At 74.5% G+C, this 20217-nt stretch carries 19 protein-coding genes; 4 read left to right on the forward strand and 15 right to left on the reverse strand.

Going from position 1 to position 20217, the window contains the following annotated elements:
• Positions 1 to 20: 20 nt before the first annotated feature.
• The 14 genes from carB to VMV22_08095 form a co-directional block, all read right to left on the reverse strand.
• Complete coding sequence (carB, locus tag VMV22_08030) at positions 21 to 3365, reverse strand: carbamoyl-phosphate synthase large subunit (GenBank protein HUY22276.1); 3345 nt, start codon at positions 3363 to 3365, stop codon at positions 21 to 23.
• On the reverse strand, positions 3365 to 4504 hold the full coding sequence (carA, locus tag VMV22_08035) for a glutamine-hydrolyzing carbamoyl-phosphate synthase small subunit (protein HUY22277.1): 1140 nt from the start codon (positions 4502 to 4504) through the stop codon (positions 3365 to 3367). Before carA ends, carB begins: the two co-directional genes overlap by 1 nt.
• Positions 4501 to 5808, reverse strand: a complete 1308-nt coding sequence (locus VMV22_08040) for a dihydroorotase (protein HUY22278.1) — start codon at positions 5806 to 5808, stop codon at positions 4501 to 4503. The genes carA and VMV22_08040 overlap by 4 nt, the downstream gene beginning before the upstream one ends.
• A 49-nt stretch (positions 5809 to 5857) precedes the next feature.
• On the reverse strand, positions 5858 to 6910 hold the full coding sequence (locus VMV22_08045; GenBank protein HUY22279.1) for an aspartate carbamoyltransferase catalytic subunit: 1053 nt from the start codon (positions 6908 to 6910) through the stop codon (positions 5858 to 5860).
• A gap of 20 nt (positions 6911 to 6930) precedes the next feature.
• Entirely contained in the window at positions 6931 to 7500 is a 570-nt protein-coding gene (gene pyrR, locus VMV22_08050) for a bifunctional pyr operon transcriptional regulator/uracil phosphoribosyltransferase PyrR (GenBank protein ID HUY22280.1), read from the reverse strand.
• A gap of 189 nt (positions 7501 to 7689) precedes the next feature.
• On the reverse strand, positions 7690 to 8112 hold the full coding sequence (gene nusB / locus VMV22_08055) for a transcription antitermination factor NusB (protein ID HUY22281.1): 423 nt from the start codon (positions 8110 to 8112) through the stop codon (positions 7690 to 7692).
• A 12-nt stretch (positions 8113 to 8124) separates the two neighbouring features.
• Positions 8125 to 8685: an elongation factor P gene (gene efp / locus VMV22_08060; GenBank protein HUY22282.1), complete on the reverse strand. Its 561-nt coding sequence runs from the start codon at positions 8683 to 8685 to the stop codon at positions 8125 to 8127.
• Entirely contained in the window at positions 8685 to 9779 is a 1095-nt protein-coding gene (locus VMV22_08065; GenBank protein ID HUY22283.1) for a Xaa-Pro peptidase family protein, read from the reverse strand. Before VMV22_08065 ends, efp begins: the two co-directional genes overlap by 1 nt.
• Before the next feature lie 29 nt (positions 9780 to 9808).
• Positions 9809 to 10279 carry a type II 3-dehydroquinate dehydratase gene (locus VMV22_08070; GenBank protein ID HUY22284.1) on the reverse strand — a complete coding sequence of 157 codons (471 nt, stop codon included), beginning with the start codon at positions 10277 to 10279 and terminating at the stop codon, positions 9809 to 9811.
• Positions 10276 to 11328, reverse strand: coding sequence for a 3-dehydroquinate synthase family protein (locus tag VMV22_08075; protein ID HUY22285.1), 1053 nt, complete (start codon positions 11326 to 11328; stop codon positions 10276 to 10278). The genes VMV22_08070 and VMV22_08075 overlap by 4 nt, the downstream gene beginning before the upstream one ends.
• Positions 11325 to 11870: a shikimate kinase gene (locus tag VMV22_08080; GenBank protein ID HUY22286.1), complete on the reverse strand. Its 546-nt coding sequence runs from the start codon at positions 11868 to 11870 to the stop codon at positions 11325 to 11327. Before VMV22_08080 ends, VMV22_08075 begins: the two co-directional genes overlap by 4 nt.
• A complete protein-coding gene (aroC, locus tag VMV22_08085; GenBank protein HUY22287.1) occupies positions 11863 to 13053 on the reverse strand; it encodes a chorismate synthase in 1191 nt (396 codons plus the stop codon). The genes VMV22_08080 and aroC overlap by 8 nt, the downstream gene beginning before the upstream one ends.
• A gap of 138 nt (positions 13054 to 13191) precedes the next feature.
• On the reverse strand, positions 13192 to 13977 hold the full coding sequence (locus VMV22_08090; GenBank protein HUY22288.1) for an A24 family peptidase: 786 nt from the start codon (positions 13975 to 13977) through the stop codon (positions 13192 to 13194).
• A 99-nt stretch (positions 13978 to 14076) separates the two neighbouring features.
• Positions 14077 to 14733 carry a NifU family protein gene (locus tag VMV22_08095; protein HUY22289.1) on the reverse strand — a complete coding sequence of 219 codons (657 nt, stop codon included), beginning with the start codon at positions 14731 to 14733 and terminating at the stop codon, positions 14077 to 14079.
• Between the two features lie 31 nt (positions 14734 to 14764).
• Between VMV22_08095 and VMV22_08100 the strand changes: the two genes are divergently transcribed.
• From VMV22_08100 to VMV22_08115, 4 genes are all read left to right on the forward strand, one after another.
• Complete coding sequence (locus VMV22_08100; GenBank protein HUY22290.1) at positions 14765 to 16018, forward strand: ATP-grasp domain-containing protein; 1254 nt, start codon at positions 14765 to 14767, stop codon at positions 16016 to 16018.
• Positions 16019 to 16112: 94 nt separating this feature from the next.
• Complete coding sequence (locus VMV22_08105) at positions 16113 to 17648, forward strand: CUAEP/CCAEP-tail radical SAM protein (protein ID HUY22291.1); 1536 nt, start codon at positions 16113 to 16115, stop codon at positions 17646 to 17648.
• Between the two features lie 5 nt (positions 17649 to 17653).
• Positions 17654 to 18592, forward strand: coding sequence for a hypothetical protein (locus VMV22_08110; protein ID HUY22292.1), 939 nt, complete (start codon positions 17654 to 17656; stop codon positions 18590 to 18592).
• 184 nt (positions 18593 to 18776) lie between these two features.
• On the forward strand, positions 18777 to 19904 hold the full coding sequence (locus tag VMV22_08115) for a C40 family peptidase (GenBank protein HUY22293.1): 1128 nt from the start codon (positions 18777 to 18779) through the stop codon (positions 19902 to 19904).
• Between the two features lie 34 nt (positions 19905 to 19938).
• On the opposite strand, the gene VMV22_08120 is transcribed toward VMV22_08115, so the two are convergent.
• Positions 19939 to 20142, reverse strand: coding sequence for a hypothetical protein (locus VMV22_08120; GenBank protein HUY22294.1), 204 nt, complete (start codon positions 20140 to 20142; stop codon positions 19939 to 19941).
• Positions 20143 to 20217 lie beyond the last annotated feature (75 nt).

A 20217-nucleotide genomic window follows, 5' to 3' on the forward strand; every position in this document is an offset into this window, starting at 1 on the left:
CTCGCACAACGGATGCACGCTCACCCGTGCACCTCCTGCAGCGACACCACCGACAACCCGTGGCGCTGCCAGTCGACGATGCCCGCCGCGGCGGCACGGGCCGCGGCCACCGTCGTCAGGCACGGCACCTGGTGGGCGATGGCGGCAGCCCGGATGTGGATGCCGTCGGCGCGCGGGCCGCGACCGCGCGGCGTGTTCACCACGAGCTGCACCCGGCCGGTGGCGATGAGGTCGACGGCATCGGCCGCCCCCGACTCCCCCACCTTCGCCACCACCGTGGCCACCGGTATGTCATTGGACTCCAGGAACGCGGCGGTCCCCGATGTGGCCGCCAGCGTGAACCCGAGGTCGCGGAACGTCCGCGCCGCCTCGAGGCCGCCGGCCTTGTCCCGGTCGGCCAGCGACAGGAACACGGTCCCCTCCGACGGCAGGCGGGTGCCGGCGGCGATCTGGCTCTTGGCGAAGGCGAGCCCGAACGTGGCGCCCACGCCCATCACCTCGCCCGTCGAGCGCATCTCGGGGCCGAGGAGGGTGTCGACGCCGGGGAACCGGCCGAACGGCAGGACCGCCTCTTTCACGCTCACCCAGCCGCCGGTGGCGGGCGGGCGCAGCAGGCCCTCGGCCCGCAGCTCGGCCAGCGACGCCCCCGTCATCACGCGCGCCGCCACCATGGCCACGGGCACGCCGGTCGCCTTGGCCACGAAGGGGACCGTGCGACTGGCACGGGGATTGGCCTCGATGACGTACACCGAGCCCTCCTTGACCGCGTACTGCACGTTGATCGGCCCCACCACCCCGAGCGCCTCGGCGATGGCGCGGGTGTGGACGCCGAGCGACTCCACCACATGGGGAGGCAGGGTCTGCGGCGGCAGCGCGCACGCCGAGTCCCCCGAGTGCACCCCGGCCTCCTCGACGTGCTCCATGACGCCCGCGATCAGGACCTCACCCGTGGTGTCGCGCACGGCGTCCACGTCCACCTCGACGGCGTCCTCCAGGAAGCGGTCGATGAGCACGGGGCGCAGCGCCGACACCCCGCCCTCGCGCGTCAACGACCCGGCCAGCTCGGACACGGCGCGTGCCAGGCGCTCGTCGTCGTAGACGATCTCCATGGCGCGGCCGCCGAGCACGTAGCTCGGTCGCACGAGCACGGGGTAGCCGACCTTGGCCGCCACCGTCAGCGCCTCGTCGACCGTGGTGGCGGTTCCGCCGGCAGGCTGCGGGATGCCGAGGCGCTCGCACAGGACGTTCCAGCGCTCCCGGTCCTCGGCCAGGTCGATCGAGGCCGGGCTCGTGCCCAGGACCGACCCGGGGGCGAGCGTGTGCGCCAGCTTGAGCGGCGTCTGGCCACCGAGGCCCACGATGACGCCGACGACGGGGGCGCCGCCCGGGCCCGACCCCGCCGCCGTCTCGGCGTCGATCACGTTGGCCACGTCCTCGGCCGTCAGGGGCTCGAAGTACAGGCGGTCGGAGGTGTCGTAGTCGGTCGAGACCGTCTCGGGGTTGCAGTTGACCATCACCGTCTCGTACCCCACGGCACGCAGCGCCATCGACGCGTGCACGCAGCAGTAGTCGAACTCGATCCCCTGGCCGATGCGGTTGGGCCCCGACCCGAGGATCACCACCCGAGGGCGCTCGCTCGGTTGTACCTCGTCCTCGTCCTCGTAGGTGGCGTAGTGATACGGCGTGCGCGCCGCGAACTCGGCCCCGCAGGTGTCGACCGTCTTGAACGTGGCCCGGACCCCGGCGGCCAGGCGCGCCGCCCGGACGTCGCCCTCGGTGACCGTCGGCGCGCCGTCGCCCGCGGCCCCGGAGGGCGCCGCGCCACCGGACAGGAGGTACGCGACCTGGAGATCGGAGAAGCCGAGGCGCTTCACGGCGCGCCAGGTCCGCCGGTCGATGCCGGCGACACCGCCGCCCGCGGCCCCCATCGCCTCGAGGCGCAGGCGTGCCGCGCTGATGACCGCCAGCTGGTCGAGGAACCAGCGGTCGACGCCGGTGGCGGCGGCCAGGGCGTCGGGGGTCACGCCCCGGCGCAGGGCCGCCTCGAGCTGGAAGACCCGCTCCGGCGTGGGCTCGCACGCCTGGGCGATGAGCTCGTCCTCGTCGAGGAGGTCGTAGGCCACCTCGGCGGGGTCGCCGTTGAGCCCCGCCCTCCCCTGCTCGAGCGAGCGGATCGCCTTCTGCAGCGACTCGGGGAACGTGCGGCCGATGGCCATCACCTCGCCGACCGACTGCATGCGCGTGCCGAGCCGGTCGGTGGTGCCCGGCAGCTTCTCGAACGCCCAGCGGGGGATCTTCGTGACCACGTAGTCGATGGTGGGCTCGAAGCTCGCCGGCGTGGCCCCGGTGATGTCGTTGGGGATCTCGTCGAGCGTGTAGCCGACGGCCAGGCGCGCCGCGATCTTGGCGATCGGGAAGCCCGTGGCCTTGGAGGCGAGCGCCGAGGAGCGCGACACGCGGGGGTTCATCTCGATGACGAGCCGCCGACCGTCGGTCGGCTCCACGGCGAACTGGATGTTCGACCCGCCCGTCTCGACGCCGACGCGCCGGATGCAGGCGAAGGCGTCGTCGCGCATTGCCTGGTACTCGACGTCGGAGAGCGTCTGGGCCGGCGCCACGGTGATGGAGTCGCCGGTGTGCACGCCCATGGGGTCGAAGTTCTCGATCGAGCACACCACGACGCAATTGTCCGCCCGGTCGCGCATGACCTCGAGCTCGAATTCCTTCCACCCCGCGATGGACCGCTCGATGAGGATCTGGTGCACCGGGCTGGCGGCGAGGCCCTCGGCGGCGACGCGCGCCAGCTGCGTCCGGTCGTCGGCGGTGCCGGTCCCCGCCCCGCCCAGGATGTAGCTCGGCCGGATCATGAGCGGGAACCCGATGCGGTCCCCGACCGCCATGGCCTCGTCGAGGGAGTGGGCGAACCCCGACGACGGCACCTGCAGGCCGATCTCCTCCATGGCGCTCTTGAAGCGGTCGCGGTCCTCGGCCGTCGAGATGGCCTCGGCGCTGGCACCGATGAGCTCGACGCCGGCCGACTCGAGGACGCCCCGCTCCGAGAGGGCCATGGCCAGGTTGAGGCCGGTCTGGCCGCCGAGGGTGGGGAGGAGCGCGTCGGGGCGCTCGCGCTCCACGATGGCGCTCAACACGTCGACGTCGAGCGGTTCGACGTACGTGCGGTCGGCGATCTCGGGGTCGGTCATGATCGTCGCCGGGTTGGAGTTGGCGAGCACCACGCGGTAGCCCTCGGCACGCAGGACCCGGCACGCCTGGGTCCCCGAGTAGTCGAACTCGCAGGCCTGCCCGATGACGATGGGGCCCGAGCCGATGACGAGGATGGTCTCGAGGTCGGTGCGCCGCGGCATCAGACGCGCGCCTCGTCGATCATCGACCGGAACCGGTCGAACAGGTAGCGCGCATCGTGCGGCCCCGGCCCGGCCTCGGGGTGGTACTGCACGCTGAACGCCGGCACCGAGAGACACCGGAACCCCTCGACCACGCCGTCGTTGAGGTTCACGTGCGTGACCTCGGCGGCGAAGGGGCCCGACGTCGGCAGCGAGGCGGCGTCGACGGCGTAGTTGTGGTTCTGGCTGGTGATCTCGACCTGGCCCGTGTCGAGTCGTCGGACGGGGTGGTTGCCGCCGTGGTGACCGAAGGGCAGCTTGTAGGTGCGTGCCCCGATCGCCTCGGCCAGGAGCTGGTGGCCGAGGCAGATGCCGAACACGGGCACCCGGCCGAGCAGCTCCGCCACGATGGCCGCCTGCGCCGGGAGCGCGGCGGGGTCCCCGGGGCCGTTGGAGAGCAACACCCCGTCGGGGTGGCGCGCCAGCGTGTCCGCCGCCGGGGTGCCGGCGGGGACCACGGTCACCGTCGCCAGCTCGCCGAGGGTGCGGAGCATGGTCTCCTTCACGCCGAAGTCGTAGGCCACGATGCGCAGCGGGCCCGATCCGCGCTCGTAGGGCGTCGCCGTCGTGACGTCGGCCACCAGGTCGCGTCCCGTCGTGCCCGGCTCCGCCGCGGCCGCGGCCCGCAGGACGGGCTCGGGCGCGGTGCCGAAGGCGCAGCCCATGGCGCCGTCGTCGCGCAGGTGCCGCGTGAGGCGGCGGGTGTCGACCCCGCTGACCCCGGGCACACCGGTGCGCACCAGGAAGTCGTCGAACGACCCCGTGGCCCGCCACGACGAGGGCCGGGGTGGCAGGGCCCGCACGACGACGCCCCGGCACCACGGACGTGCCGCCTCGTCGTCGGCCGACGTGACGCCGTAGTTGCCGATGTGCGGGTAGGTGAAGGTGACCACCTGGCCGGCGTAGCTCGGGTCGGTGACGACCTCCTGGTAGCCCGACAGCACGGTGTTGAACACCAGCTCGCCCGTGGCCACGCCGCCCGGCGGGGCGGCTCCGATCGCCTCGCCCTCGAACACTTCGCCGTCGGCCAGCACGAGCAGGGCGGGCGCCCGACCGTCCGACCACTCGTCGCCGGCGCTGCCCGGGGGACGGCCGGTCATCGCTGCGCCTCGCCGTCGACGACGACCGGCTCCCCGCGCAAGACCGTGTGGCGCGCCCGTCCCGTGAGCACCCGGCCGGCCCACGGCGTGTTGCGGCTGCGGCTGGCGAGGCGGGCCGGGTCGACCTCCCACGTCGCCGCCGGGTCGATCACGCAGAGATTGGCCGGCGCGCCGGGCTCGACGGGACCGCCCTGGTCGCCGCCCCCGGCGCGGTCCAGCCCGGCGATGTGCGCCGGCTGCCACGACATGAGCGCCAACACGGCCTGCGGCGACAGCGGCGCCCGCCCGTCGCCGGCGGTGCCCAGCGCGGCCAGCACCACCGCGAGCGCGGTCTGCAGCCCGAGCATGCCGGGAGGCGCGGCCTCGAGCGTGGCGTCCTTGCGCTCGGGCGGGTGCGGGGCATGGTCGGTGGCCACGGCGTCGATGGTGCCGCAGGCGCACGCGGCCCGCAGTGCCTCGACGTCGGCGCCCGTCCGCAGGGGCGGGTTGACCTTGAACACCGGGTCGTACCCGGCCAGCTCGGCGTCGGTGAGCGCCAGGTGGTGCGGCGTGACCTCGGCCGTCACGGGCAGGCCCTCGGCCTTGGCCGCCGCCACCAGGGCCGCGGACCGGGCCGTCGACAGGTGGAGGAAGTGGACACGCGCCCCGGTCAACCGGGCCAGGGCGATGTCGCGGGCCACCATGAGCTCCTCGGCCTCGGCGGGGACGCCGGGCACTCCGAGGCGGCTCGACCACTCCCCTTCGTGCATGTGCCCGCCGCAGGCCAGGGCGGCGTCCTCGCAGTGCTGCGCCAAGGTGACGCCGAGCCCCCGGGCGTACTCGAGCGCCCGGCGCATGACGGCGACATCCTGCACGCCCGTGCCGTCGTCGGTGAACAGGCGCACCCCGAGCGCGGCCAGCTCGCCCATGGGGGCGAGGTGCTCGCCGGACCGCCCCATCGTGATCGCCCCCGCCACCGCCACCTGGCACGTCGCCCCCGCGCCCAGGGAGAGCACCTCGAGGGCGACGGCTGCACTGTCGACCGGCGGGTCGGTGTTCGGCATGGCGACGACGGCCGTGAAGCCGCCGAGGGCGGCGGCGCGGGCCCCCGTCTCGACGGTCTCGGCGTCCTCACCCCCGGGCTGGCGCAGGTGGGTGTGCAGGTCGACCAGGCCCGGGGCGACGACGCAGCCGCCGGCGTCGAGCACGGTGGCACCGACCGGGACGTCGGCCCCCGGCGCCACCTCCGCCACCACGCCGGCGCGCACGACGACGTCGGCCACGCGTTCGCCGCCCGCGTCCACGACGGTGCCGCCGCGGATCACGACCGTTGGGGGTCCCGGCGCGTCAGGGGCCCGGCCGCGCCCGGACGCCTCAGCCACCGTCGCTCCCGAGCGATCGCGCCAGGCCGGGCGCGTCGCCCGTCCCCGTCGACCCGAGCAGCATGAACAGGACCGCCATGCGGACGGCCACGCCGTTGGACACCTGGCGCAGGACCAGCGACTGCGGGAGGGCGGCGACGTCGTCGGCGATCTCGACGCCACGGTTCATGGGCCCGGGGTGCATCACCAGCGCGCCCTCGGCGAGCCGGGCGGCGCGCGGCGCGGTGAGCCCGTACGACGCGCTGTACTCGCGCACCGAGGGCAAGAAGGCACCCGCGCCGCGCTCGATCTGGAGCCGCAACAGGTAGCAGACGTCGATGAGGGGGAGCACGGCGTCGAGGTCGGTGGAGACGCCCGCCACCGGCCAACCCTCCAACGACGGCGGAAGCAGGCTGCCCGGGGCCACCAGGGTCACCTCCGCCCCGAGGGCACCGAGGGCGAGGACCTGCGAGCGCGCCACCCGGCTGTGGCGGACGTCGCCGACGATGGCCACGCGCAGCCCGTCGAAGCACTCCACGCCGGCATCCTCGAGCTTCCGGCCGGCGCGCTCGGCGAGGACCTCGCGGATGGTGTAGCAGTCGAGGAGGGCCTGGGTCGGGTGCTCGTGCCAGCCGTCGCCGGCGTTGACCACGGCGGCGTCGACCCACCGCGCCACCGCGGCCGGCGCGCCGGCCGACGGGTGGCGCACGACGAAGGCGTCCACGCCCATGGCGGCTACCGTCTCCACCGTGTCGCGCAGCGACTCCCCTTTCTTCGCCGACGACGTGTCGACGGAGAAGGAGAGCACGTCGGCGGACAGGCGCTTGGCCGCCGTCTCGAAGGAGAGGCGGGTGCGGGTGGACTGCTCGGCGAAGAGGGTGACGACGGTGCGCCCCCGCAGCGCGGGCACCTTCGGGATGGCGCGCTGGCCCACCTCGACGAAGGCGTCCGACACCCGGAGGATCTCCTCGATGCCGTCGGCGCCGAGCTCGGCCACCGACAGCAGGTGGCGGCGGCATCCCTTGCCCGCCTCGGCCCCCGCCGCCACGGGCCCCGCGACGGGCACGCGCTGCCTCGGTGCCGCCGTCACCGGGGCACCACGTCCCCGAGCACGACGCCGTCGAGGCTGACGTCGACCTGCTCGTCGATACGCGTGGGCATGTTCTTGCCCACGTAGTCGGGGCGGATGGGCAGCTCACGGTGCCCCCGGTCGACCATCACCGCCAGCTGCACGGCCCGGGCGCGGCCGTAGTCGGCGAGCGCGTTGAGCGCGGCGCGGACGGTGCGCCCGGTGAACAGGACGTCGTCGACCAGGACGACGAGCCGGCCGGCCAGGTCACCGGGGATGTCGGTGGCGGCTTCGGGGAGCACCGGGCGTATCCCGATGTCGTCGCGGTAGAAGGCCACGTCGAGGAGCCCCACCGGGACCGCCGTGCCCTCCACCTCCTCGAGCACGCTGGCGATCCGGAAGGCCAGGGGGACGCCCCCGGTCTGCAGCCCGACGACCACGACGTCCTCGAGGCCCCGGTTGCGCTCGACGATCTCGTGGGCGATCCGGATGAGGGCCCGGTGGACGTCCTGGGCCGAGAGGACCTGGACCCGAGGAACGAAGACCCCACCTCGCGGTGGGGTCAGTCTGCGCTCTCGTTCGGCCACGAAGGCTCCTCCACGGTCCGTCCGGGCCTCACGGGACCCGCTTCACGGTCGTCGGAGGATGGTAGCAGCGAACCGGCCGGCGCCGGGCGCCGGGCCGAGCGGAGTACGTCGGCGTGCCACGCCTCGGTCGTGGCGCGCCTCGGCGTGGCGTGCCTCGGTCGTGGCGCGCCTCGGCGTCGCCGGGAGTGCTCAGCCCCGGACCCGGCGGGCGATGGTGGACAGCACGCCGTTCACGAATCCACCCGAGAATTCCGTGGAGTACTGCTTGGCCAGCTCGACGGCCTCGTCGATCACCACGGCCACGGGCGTGCCGGCCTCGGCGATGAGCTCGTACGTGGCCAGGCGCAGGACCGCCCGGTCGAGGACCGGCATGCGCTCGATCTCCCACCCCTCGGCCGCTGCCGACACCAGGGCGTCGATCTCCTGCGAGCGGTCCACCACCCCTTCGACGAGCGTCGTGGCGAAGGGGTCGGGGGCCACGGCGAGGGCCCGGAGCACGTCGAGCGGGTCGGCGCGCTTCATCTCCGCCTCGTACAACAGGGCCAGGGCCCGCTCGCGCGCCTCGTGTCGGGGCCCTTCCCCGGGCGCCCCCGGGGCGCGGTGCTCGGGCACGGCCGCTGCCGGCTATGCCCGGGTGATGTACTCGCCGGACCGGGTGTCGACCTTCAAGCGGTCACCGGGGTTCACGAACAGGGGGACCTGCACCACGAGACCCGTCTCGAGCGTGGCCGGCTTGCGGGCCCCCGACACCCGGTCGCCCTGCACGCCGGGCTCGGTCTCGGTGACCGCCAGCTCGACCGCGGCGGGCAGGTCGACGCCAACGATCTCGGCCGCGTACATCTGCAGGACGGCGTTGTCACCCTCCTTCAGGTAGTTGGCGGCGTCCCCGAGCGACGCCGGCGACACCTGCAGCTGGTCGTAGGAGATGACGTCCATGAAGACGTAGTCGGTGCCGTCGCGGTAGAGGTACTGCATCTCCCGCTTGTCGACGATGGCCTGCTCCACCCGCTCGTCGGCGCGGAACGTGCGCTCGAGCACGGCGCCGGTCCGGACGTTCTTGAGCTTGGTGCGCACGAAGGCGCCGCCCTTGCCCGGCTTCACGTGCTGGAACTCCACGACGGCGAACAGCCCGTCGGGCAGGTCGAGCGTCATGCCGTTGCGCAGGTCGTTGGTGGTGACAGCCATCAGGCGGCGACGTCCTTGGGGAAAGCGGTCAGGGTGCGGCAGCCGTTCTCGGTGACCACGACGGTGTCCTCCACACGGACACCGCCGATGCCGGGCAGGTACACCCCGGGCTCGACGGTCACGACGACTCCGGGGGCGAGGATAGCAGTCGACCCGGCTCCGACCGCCGGGCCCTCGTGGATGTCGAGGCCGACGCCGTGCCCGGTGCCGTGATCGAACGCGTCCCCCCATCCCGCCGCCGCGATCAGGTCGCGGCACGCCTTGTCGACGTCCCCGGCGGCGGCCCCGGCGCGCACGGCCGCCACCCCGGCCGCCTGGGCCTCGGCCACCACGGCGAACACCCGGGCCAGCGTGCCGGTCGGCTCGCCGCCCACGCAGAAGGTGCGCGTCATGTCCGAGCGGTACCCCTCGTACACGGCCCCGAAGTCGATCACCACGGGGTCGCCGGCCTCGATCGGCCGGGCCGAGGGCCGGGCGTGGGGCTTGGCGGCGTTGGGGCCCGACGCCACGATCGTCTCGAAGGCGCGGTCCTCGGCCCCCAGCCGGCGCATGGCGGTGTCGAGGGCCAGCGCCACGTCCTCTTCGCGCCCGCCCTGCCCGAGCATGGGGAGCACCTCGCCGAGCGCGGCGTCGGCGATGGCGGCTGCCCGCGCCATGCGCGCCAGCTCGCCGTCGTCCTTCACCTGCCGCAGTGCCTCGACCACGCCGCTCGTGGCCACGGGCTCGGCGACGGCCAGCGCGTCGGCCCAGCGACCCTTGGCGGCCCACGTGACGTGGTCGGCCTCGAGGCCGAGGCGCCCGACGGCAGCCGACTGCACCGCGGCGGCAAGTGCCTCGCGCTGGGCCTGCACGCCGCCGATGCACAGCGCCACGGCACCGTCGGTGCCCGAGGCACGCAGCTGTTCCCCCGCCTGCGTCCGGTACCGGCCGTCGGTCGTGAGCAACGCGCCCGCGGTCGTGACCAGCAGCACGCCCGCCGAGCCGGTGAACCCGGTCAGGTACCGCACGTTCGCAAGCGCGGTGACGAGGAGCGCGTCGACCGCGGCGGCGTCGAGCCCGGCGCGCAGTCGCTCCAGGCGGCGGGGCACGAGCATAGGGGGCAGCTCGCCGGCGGCGGGGCTGCTCACGGGGAGCCGGGCGGGCGCTCGGCGAGCAACGCGGCCACGGCCCGCACCGCCAGGAGGTAGCCCAGTCCGCCGAAGCCGGCGATCGCCCCGTCGGCCACGCCCGCCACCACCGACGTGTGGCGCCACGGCTCGCGGGCCGCGGGGTTGGAGAGGTGAAGCTCCACCACGACCCCCTCGAAGGCGGCGAGGGCGTCGTGCAACGACCAGGAGTAGTGCGTGAGGGCACCGGCGTTCACCACCACGGCGGCGGCCCGGCCCCGTGCGCCGTGGACGAGCTCCACGAGCTCGCCCTCGTGGTTGCTCTGGTGGTGCTCGAGCTCCAGCCCGCACGCGGCGGCCTCCGCCGTCGCCGCCGTCACGTGGTCGGCAAGCCGAGCCCGGCCGTAGATCTCGGGCTCGCGCTCACCCAGGAGGTCGAGGTTCGGCCCCGACAGCATCAGCACGAGCGCTCCCCCGCCCCCGCTCACGGCGCGCATCCCATGTCGGCCAGGGTAGCGAGGACGGCGGCCTCGTCCACCTCGTGCACGGGCTCGACCCCGCGGGGGCCGTCGAGGACGAACGTCAGGTCGTGGCGCGCCTTTTTGTCCCTCGCCATGAAGTCGACGAGCTCGCGCGCCGACGCGCCGGTGGGAAGGTCGGCGGGAAGGTCGAAGGCCCCGACGACCCGCCGGTGCAGGGCCACCCGCTCGTCGTCGACACGCCCGAGGCGCCGGGCCAGCATCGCCGCGAACACGAGCCCGATGGCCACCGCCTCGCCGTGGCGGAGGTCCCACTTGGCATCGGGCCCGAAGGCGGCCGCCTCCAGGGCGTGGGCGAGGGTGTGGCCGTAATTGAGCACCATGCGGCGGCCCGACTCGCGCTCGTCCTCGGACACGACGGCGGCCTTGATCGCCACGCACGTGGCGATCTGCTCGTCGAGCGAGAGACCGAGCAACGACGCGCCCGGGCGGCCGTCGTCGAGCAGCCCGTCGCCCAGGAAGGCGTACTTGGCCATCTCCCCGCGACCCGAGGACCACTCGCGCGCCGGCAGGGACCGCAGGGCCTCGGTGTCGCAGATGACAGCGGTGGGCTGCCAGAAGGCGCCCACGAGGTTCTTGCCCTCGGGGAGGTTGACGCCCGTCTTGCCCCCGATGGCGGCGTCGACCTGGGCGAGCAGCGTGGTGGCCACGTTCACGTAGGCGATGCCCCGGTGGAACACGGCCGCCGCGAACCCCGCCACGTCGCTGACGACGCCCCCGCCGACGGCCACCACGGCGTCCGAGCGCGCCAGGCCGAAGCCGGCGAAGTCCCGGCACAACCGCTCCACGGTGCCGAGGGTCTTGGCGGCCTCGCCGCCGGGGACGACGAAGGTCCGGGCCTCGACACCCGGGTCGACGTCCACCTCGACGCCGTCCTGGGTGACCACGGCCACCTGGCGGACGCCGGGCGGCAGCATGTCCGGGAGCAGCCGGCGCGCGCCCGCCCCGACGACGACGTCGTAGGCCCTGTCCCCCAGGCCGACCGGGACCGTGATCATCGCCCGTCCCGCTGCGCCCGCACCGCCCGGCCCGTGACGGCCAGCACGCGGTCGGCGACCTCGTCCGGGTCGAGGCCGTCCACGTCGACCACCTCGTCGGCGAGCTCGTCGTAGAGCGGCCGGCGCTCGGCGTCGATGCGGACGAGCGCTCCGGCGACCCCCTCGCCGACGCCGGACAGCAACGGCCGGCCGTCGTCGTCGCCGACCCGCGCCTCGAGCGTGTCGGGGCGGGCGCGCAGCCACACCACCGTCCCGGCGCGCCGCATGGCGGCCCGGTTGGTGGGATCGAGGACGGCCCCACCCCCGACCGACACGACGCACGCGTCGTCGCGGGCGAGGACGTCCTGCAGCGCCTCGGCCTCGCGGCGACGGAAGGCGGCCTCGCCACTCGTGGCGAAGATGGCCGCCACCGACGTCCCCGCGGCCTGCTCGACGACGTCGTCGGTGTCGACGACGGGACGCCCGAGCCGCGCCGCGACCAACCGGCCCACCGTCGACTTCCCCGTGCCCATCATGCCGACGAGCAGGAGGTGCTCAGCCACTGCCGGCCGCGACGGCCGACGACGGCGTGTCGTGCAGCGACGACAGGTAGCCGTCCCGGTTGCGCAACACCTCGGCCAGCGAGTCGCCCCCGAATTTCCGCAACGCCTCGGCGGCGAGCACGAGCGCCGTCATGGTCTCTGCCACGACGCCCATGGCCGGCACGGCAGTGACGTCGGTCCGCTCCTTGAACGACACGGTCGCCTCCTTGGTGACCACGTCGACGGTGCCGAGCACGGGCCGGTTCAACGTGGCGAGGGGCTTCATGCCGACACGCGCCACGACGAGGCCGCCGGTCGACATGCCCCCTTCGATGCCACCGGCGCGCGCCGTCTCGCGGCGGTAGGCGCCGTCGGCCTCGTCCCACGTGATGGCGTCGTGTGCCTCGGAGCCGCGCCGGGTGGCCACGTCGGCGCCCTCACCGAACTCCACGTACTTGACGGCCTGGATGCTCACGAGCGCCTGGGCGAGCAACCCGTCGAGGCGCCGGTCCCAGTGGACGTGGCTGCCGAGCCCCACCGGCACGCCGTAGGCGAGGACCTCGACCACCCCGCCCAGGGAGTCGCCGTCCTTGGCGGCCGCCTTCACGGCGGCCACCATCCGCGCCTCCACGTCGGGGTCGAAGCAGCGGACGGGTGAGTCGTCGACGCGCCCGAGGTCGTCGGGCCCCGGGCGCTGGCCGTCTCCGGCGCGCACCGGCCCCAGCCCGATGACGTGGCTGACCACGGCGATGCCCAGCCGGGCGAGCAGCGCCTTGGCCAGGCAGCCGGCGGCCACCCGGGCGGCGGTCTCCCGGGCGGACGCCCGCTCGAGGACGTCGCGGGCGTCGTCGAACCCGTACTTCTGCATCCCGGCGAGGTCCGCGTGCCCGGGGCGGGGCTTCGTGAGGACGGTGCTGGGCGCGCCCGGGTCGGGAGACATCTCCTCCTGCCACTTGGGCCATTCGGTGTTGGCGATCTCGACGGCCACCGGCGCCCCGAGCGTGCGGCCGTGGCGCACGCCTCCGACGAGCGAGACCTCGTCGGCCTCGAAGCGCATCCGGGGGCCCCGCCCGTAGCCGAGGCGTCGTCGGGCGAGCTCGCCGGCGACCGCCGCGGTCGTCACCGGGAGCCCGGCGGGCAGGCCCTCCACGATCACGACGAGCGCCCTGCCGTGGGACTCTCCCGCGGTGAGGAACCTGAGCACGCGGCCAATCTACTTCGGCGTCCCCACAGGCCCCGCGGTGCGCAGGGCGGGTCAGGCCCCGCAGGCCCCGCGGTGCGCAGGGCGGGTCAGGCCCCGCGGTGCGCAGGGCGGGTCAGGCCCCGCGCTGCGCAGGGCGGGTCAGGCCCCGCGCTGGAAGAGCGCGTGGGCCACGGGCCCTCCCCACAGCACCGTCAGCCACGCGCCGGCAGCGAGAAAGGGGCCGAAGGGGATCTTGGTCTTGCGACCGGCCCCGGTCACCGCCATGGCCACGACGCCCAGGACGGACCCCAGGACGAAGGCGGCGAGGAACCCGACGAAGGCGCGGCCGAGGCCCAGCCACCCCGTGGCGGCACCGATCACACCCGCCAGCCGCACGTCGCCGAACCCCATGCCGCGCGGGACGGCGATGTGGACGGCGTAGAAGGCGGCGAACGCGCCGCCGCCGGCGATGGCGGCCCGGGTGAGCGCCCCCCACCGGTGGTCGACGGCCGACGCCACCACCAGCAGCGGGATCAGGAGGGCCAGGGTGGGGTAGATCAGGCGGTTGGGGATGATCTGCCGCTCGAGGTCCACGGCGCTGATCGCCACCAGCGACAGGCCCAGCACGGCGAACGGGGCCAGGGCCGCGTCGGCCCCGATGCGGGCCGCCATGGAGCCGAGCACCGCGGCGCTGACGACGGCGAGGACCGCGGGCCGCCACGGGTGCGCCACCGCCTGCCCACACGACGGGCAGCCCGACCGCAGTGTCAGGGACCGCGCCACGGGGACGAGGGCGAGCCCACGCGCCGGCGTAGCGCACGACTGGCATCGCCACCAGGGACGGGTCATCGGGAGGCGCGCGCCCATCCGCTCCACGAGCACCTCGAGCCCGTCGCCGAGGACCAGTCCGCCCGCCGCGCTGACCCCCGTGACGAGGGCGTGCATGGCGGGCACGCTAACCGAAGGGCATGACGGCGCCGCGGATGCGCGCCGCCTGAACGGAGCCGCCCGGGCAGGTGCGCCCCGGGAGACGCCCCTCCGGCCTTACTTCTTGGCCGGCTCGTAGAAGGGGTTGGCGCCGCTGGCGTGGTCGGTGACGTCGACGACGGACGCGATCTCGGGGACGGCCTCGCGCAGTGCGACCTCGATCCCCTGCGACAGCGTGACCTTGGCGAGGCCGCAGCCCTGACACCCGCCGCTGAGACGGACGTAGACCACGCTCTCCTCCACCGCCACCAGGTCGGCACGGCCCCCGTGCATGGCGATCGACGGGTTCACCTGGTCGTCGAGCACCGCCAGGATGCGCTGGGCGAGCTCGCCCGTGAGATCCCCCTGGCGGCGCTCGGTGAAGGCCTCGGGCCGCGGTGGGGTGTTCGGGTTCAGGATGACCAGCCCGCCCTCGCCCTCCTCGGACCAGTCGAGCCGGGCCCCCACCAGGCGGGCGGCGCTCGACTCGGGCACCACCACGGTCAGGCCGGCATCCTCGGCGACGGCGTCGCCGGCCCCGGCGTCAGACGCCGCCTGGAAGTAGATGTCATAGGTGTAGGCGCCGTCGCGGGCGCCGGTGACCTCGACCCACAGGGCCAGGTGCTCGGCGTCGGCCTCCTGGGCGCGGGCGTCCAGCACGACACCGCGTGCCGCGGGTGTCACGGTGAGTACAGCGGTGGTCGCGGTGTCCTCGACCGAGGCGTCCTGAGCCATGGTGGCAACCTCCCCGCACCATCATAGGTGTGTGGCCCGAGTACTCCTTCTCCTTCCTTCGGCCACGTACCGCGCCGCGGACTTCCTCGACGCCGCCCGGGCGCTCGGGGTCGAGGTCGTCGTCGGCACCGACGAGCCCCACGCCCTGAAGGCCGCCATGGGTACTCGCTCCCTCGAGGTCCCCCTGGGCGATCCCGCCGAGGCGGCCCGCCTGATCGCCGCCCACGACGCCGTGGCCCCCCTCGACGCCGTGGTGGCGGTCGACGACGCCGGCACCGTGGTGGCGGCGGCCGCCGGGGAGCTGCTCGGCTTGCGGCACAACCCCCCCGAGGCCGTCGCCGCGGCGCGCGACAAGCTCGCCATGCGCACCCGCCTGGCCGCTGCCGAGGTGCCCCAGCCGGCGTTCGCACCCCTCCCCGCGGATGCGGGGCCCGAGGAGGTCGCGGCCGTGGCCCGGCGGGTGGGCCTGCCGTGCGTGATCAAGCCGACGACCCTGTCCGGCAGCCAGGGGGTCCTGCGCGCCGACACGACCGACGAGGCCGTCGCCGTCGCCGCGCGCGTGCGGCGCATCGCCACCGCCGCCGGGGTGGCGACCGCCACCCCGCTGCTCGTGGAGCGGTTCGTCCCGGGAGCAGAGGTCGCGGTCGAAGGCCTGCTCGTGGCGGGTGAGCTTCGGCCCCTGGCCGTCTTCGACAAACCCGACCCCCTCGACGGGCCGGCGTTCGAGGAGACCATCTACGTGACCCCGTCACGCCTGGCCCCGCTCGATGCCGCCGCGGTGCTGGCGGCGGCGGCCGGGGCGACGGCCGCGCTCGGGTTGCGCGACGGCCCCGTACATGCCGAGGTGCGCGTCAGCGGCGGGCGGGCCTCGGTCATCGAGGTGGCGGCGCGGACCATCGGTGGCCTGTGCTCGCGCGCGCTGTCGTTCTCCACGGGTCGCTCGCTCGAGGCGCTCGTGATCGCCCATGCGCTGGACATGCCGCTCGGCGCCACCGCTGCCGTGGGGGCGTCGGGCGTCCTCATGGTCCCGATCCCGCGTGCCGGGGTCTTCGTCGGCGTCGACGGCGGCGTCGAGGCGTTGGCCGTCCCGGGCGTCACCGACGTCCAATTCACCGTGGCGCCCGGCCGCCGGGTGGCTCCTGTCCCCGAGGGGAACCGCTACCTCGGCTTCGTCTTCGCCCGCGATCGGACGCCCGAACGGGTGGAGCGCGCGCTGCGGCGGGCGCGGGCGGTGCTGGACGTCGACATCGACCCCGACGCGGGCGCGGGGCCACCCGCCTGCTGACGCCGCGTGGGCGAGGTGGACGACGGCCGACGGGTCGAGACCCACCTGGCGGCCCCGGTCCGACCATCGCTGCCGATGCCACTACCGTGTGGCGGTGCGCGTCCTGCTGGTGTCGACGTACGAGCTCGGCCATCAGCCGCTGCACGTGGCCTCGCCCGCCGGTGCACTGGCGCGCGCCGGCCACGACGTGCGGTGCGCCGACCTCGCCGTCGAGGCGCTCGACCCCGACACGCTGTCATGGGCGGAGGCGGTGGCGTGCTCGGTTCCCATGCACACGGCCATGCGCCTGGCGCGCACCGTGTGCACGGAGGTCCGCTCCCGGCGCCCGGACATTGCGCTGTGCCTCTACGGGCTCTACGCCGGGCTCGACGGCGTGCACGGCGCGGCGCCCGTGGCCGACGTCACCATCGCCGGGGAATACGAGCCGGCGCTGGTCGCATGGGCCGACGACCTGGCGGGTCGAACGGGACGCACCGCCATGACGACCGGGGTCGGGGGCAGTGTCGGGACAGGCGGCTCGCGTACCGTCGTCGAGCTCGGTCGGGGCCACTTCGGGTTGCCCGCCCGCCACCTCCTGCCGAAACTGGAGCACTACGCCCGCCTGGCCGTGGGGGCCGAGCACCGACTCGCCGGCTACGTGGAGGCGAGCCACGGGTGTGCGCACCGCTGCCGCCACTGCCCCGTCCCCGTCGTGTACGACGGGCGCACCCGCCTGGTCTCGGTCGACGCCGTCGTGGCTGACGTCGCCCAGCTGGTGGCCATGGGCGCCCGCCACATCACCTTCGGCGACCCCGACTTCCTGAACGGCCCCCACCACGCGCTGCGGGTCGTCGACGCCGTCCACGGCGCCTTCCCAGACGTGACCTTCGACGTCACCGCCAAGGTCGAGCACATCCTGCGCGACCGCACCGTGTGGACGCGTCTCGCCGCCGCGGGCTGCCTGTTCGCGGTGTCGGCGTTCGAGTCGGCCAGCGACGACATCCTCGTGCACCTGGACAAGGGGCACACCGCCGCCGAGGAGGTCGAGGCGGTGGCCGTCCTGCGCGCCGCGGGCATCGAGCCGCGTCCGTCGCTGCTCCCCTTCACGCCGTGGACCACGGCGGGCGACGTCGTCGACATCCTCGACCTCGTGGCGCGCTGCGACCTGGTGGGGAACGTCGACCCCGTGCAACTCGCCATCCGCCTCCTCGTGCCCCCCGGCTCGCTCCTCGTCACCTCCGGGACCCTGGCGGGCCGCGTGGGCGACTACGACGCCGAGCACCTGGGGTGGAGCTGGACGTCGCCCGATCCTCGTCTCGACGTGCTCCAGGAGCGGCTGGCCGTCTTGGCGGAGCGCGCCGGGACCGACGGGTGGCCCGCCCGGGAGGCCTACGACGCCGTGCGCGCCACCGCGGCCGCGGTACTCGGCGACGCCGGGCCCGGGCCGGCGCCCGCGCCCGAGGACCGTCTGCGCTCGTCCGTCGCGCCCGACGAGCGCCCGCGCCTCACCGAGTCGTGGTTCTGCTGTGCCGAGCCCAGCGGCGCGCAATTCGAATCGGTCCGGATGGTGGAACCGGTCCGGATGGTGGAACCGGTCCGGATGGTCGAGGCGGCACCGGTGGGCGAGCCCACCGCCGCAGGCGGGAGGTAGAGGACATGGGCGGTCGACAGTCGGCGACCCAGGGAACGACGGCGGCGGCCAAGGGCCGCCACGAGCCCTGGCACGGTGCCCCGGAAGGCTCGCACGAGTGGGTGAGCTTCCCGGATCCCGAGGAGGAGCGCACCTGGCTGTTCGACGTCACCTTCCTCGAGAGCCGGTGGACGTGCATCTTCGGCCAGGGCTGCCAGGGCGTCCTCACAGGCCCCGCTCCCGAGCTGGTGCAGGGTTGCTGCTCGTACGGGGCGCACTTCACCGGTGCCAAGGACGCCCGCCGCGTCCAGGCGGCGGCGGCCAAGCTCACGCCCGAGCAGTGGCAGTTCCACGGCAAGGCCCGCACCGCGGGGAAGGCCCGGCCCGACGTCGTCGTGCGTTCCAAGTCCGGCGACCTCACCACCCGCCTGGTGAAGGACGCGTGCATCTTCCTCAACCGTGTCGACTTCCCCGGCGGCCCCGGATGCGCGCTGCACCGCGCCGCGGCCGAGCAGGGCATCCCGCACCTCGAGCTCAAGCCGGACGTCTGCTGGCAGCTGCCGCTGCGCCGTGACGACGAGATCGCCGACGACGGCCACGTCACGTCGGTCATCAGGCAGTGGGACCGCCGCGACTGGGGTGACGGCGGCTTCGAGTTCCACTGGTGGTGCACCGAGTCGCCCGAAGCCTTCGTGGGGACGCGCCCGGTCTACGAGGAGCTCGAGGACGAGCTCGTCGCCATGGTCGGCAAGAAGATCTTCAAGCGACTCGTCCGCTACCTCCGGGCCCGCGACACGGCCCTCGGCCTGGCGGCCGCCAACGGGGCCGGCAACGGGGCCGGCAACGGGGCCGCCCGGACGGGGGCCCCGCTCGCCCCGGTGATGGTCCCGGCGGCGACGTCCGTCGCCGTCCCCGCGCCCGTGCGCCTGCCGCATCCGGCCGTCCGCAAGGCGCGGCCCTCCTGAAGTCCCGGCCCCGGCAGGCAGCCTGCGCCGGGGGGTGACGACGGGCCGCGACCGCGGCGCTGACAACCGGGTGGCCACGGACCTCGACATCGCCACCGCGACGGATCTGACAACACGTCCGCAACGGGCCCTGCCGGGGCCCACGTCACTCAAGGTGGTCGCCCGGCCTGCCGACTGAGGGACTGTGATTCGCACGCGTCTCGCCGGCGCACTCGCCGCGGCCGCTCTGGCGGTCGCCGTCGTCGCCGGCACCGACGTCGCCGTGGCCACAGGAGCCGCGGCCGCACCGACGCCGCACACGGTGGGCAGCCCCGCCCCCGACGCGCCCACGCCCAGCGATTTCTGGCTGGCTACGGCGCACGGGGACGTGTGGAACTTCGGAGCCACTGCGTCGTATGGCTCGGCGAGCTCGCTACCCCTGGCCCACCCCGTCGTGGGCATCGTCCCGACGCAGACGGGTCTCGGCTACTGGCTGGTGGCCTCGGACGGCGGCGTCTTCGCCTACGGCGACGCCGGGTTCCACGGCTCCACCGGGGCGATCGCACTCAACGAGCCGATCGTGGGCATGGCGCCCACCCCCGACGGGGCGGGCTACTGGCTGGTGGCCTCCGACGGCGGCATCTTCTCCTTCGGGGACGCCGCCTTCTCTGGATCCACCGGCGCCATCCATCTCAGCCAACCCATCGTGGGCATGGCGCCCACCCCCGACGGGGCGGGCTACTGGCTGGTGGCCTCGGACGGCGGCATCTTCGCCTTCGGGGACGCCGCCTTCCACGGCTCCATGGGCGCGAGCCCCACGCCCGACCCCGCCGAGAAGGTCGTGTCGAGCGAGACCGGCGCGGGGTACTGGGTCGTCGACCAGAACGGCACCGTCCACGCCTTCGGGGACGCGCTCGGCTCGGCGCCGCCGCCCCAGGGGCTCATGTTCCGGTCGGTCACGCCGGGCGACGCCGTGGCGCTGTTCGCCTTCGCGCAGCTGGGCAAGCCCTACATCTGGGGCGGCAACGGCCCGACCGGGTACGACTGCTCGGGCCTGACCCTGGCCTCGTGGACGCACGCCGCGGGCATCACCTTCGCACGCGTGGCCGACGACCAGTACCACACGGCCGGGCAACCGGTGGCGCTCGACGCGCTGCAGACGGGCGACCTCGTGTTCTGGGGATCCAACCAGTCCGACTGGACGAGCGTGTACCACGCCGCCATCTACGTGGGCGGGGGTCGGATCGTCGAGGCGACCGGCGACCACGTGCAGCTGAACTCGCTCGGCCAGTGGGGCAGCGGCGACCTCATGCCCAACGGCCGGCACCCGTAGCCGTCTGCTCCCCGGCGCGCAGGGCGCCCGCCCGTCACTCCGCCAGCGGGTCGTCCTCGAGCGACACACCCGAGCCGGGACCCAGGATGTCTTCCAGCTCGTCGGACTCGGCCATGCACCACGACGCGTGCTCGTCGTCGGGCTCGGCGCCGCACTCCGGACAGCGCTTGTTGGCGGTCGCGATCGAGCGCTTCAGGCTGCGGGCCTCCTCGAAGCGGCGATGCCGTCCCTTCTTCACGAGCGACTCCCCTGTCGGCCGGGCGCGTGGATCACGGCGAGGACTCGCAGAGAGTCTATCTGCCGGTCAGGGGGC

This window comes from Acidimicrobiales bacterium (assembly GCA_035531755.1).
Classification (GTDB): Bacteria; Actinomycetota; Acidimicrobiia; order Acidimicrobiales; family UBA8190; genus DATKSK01.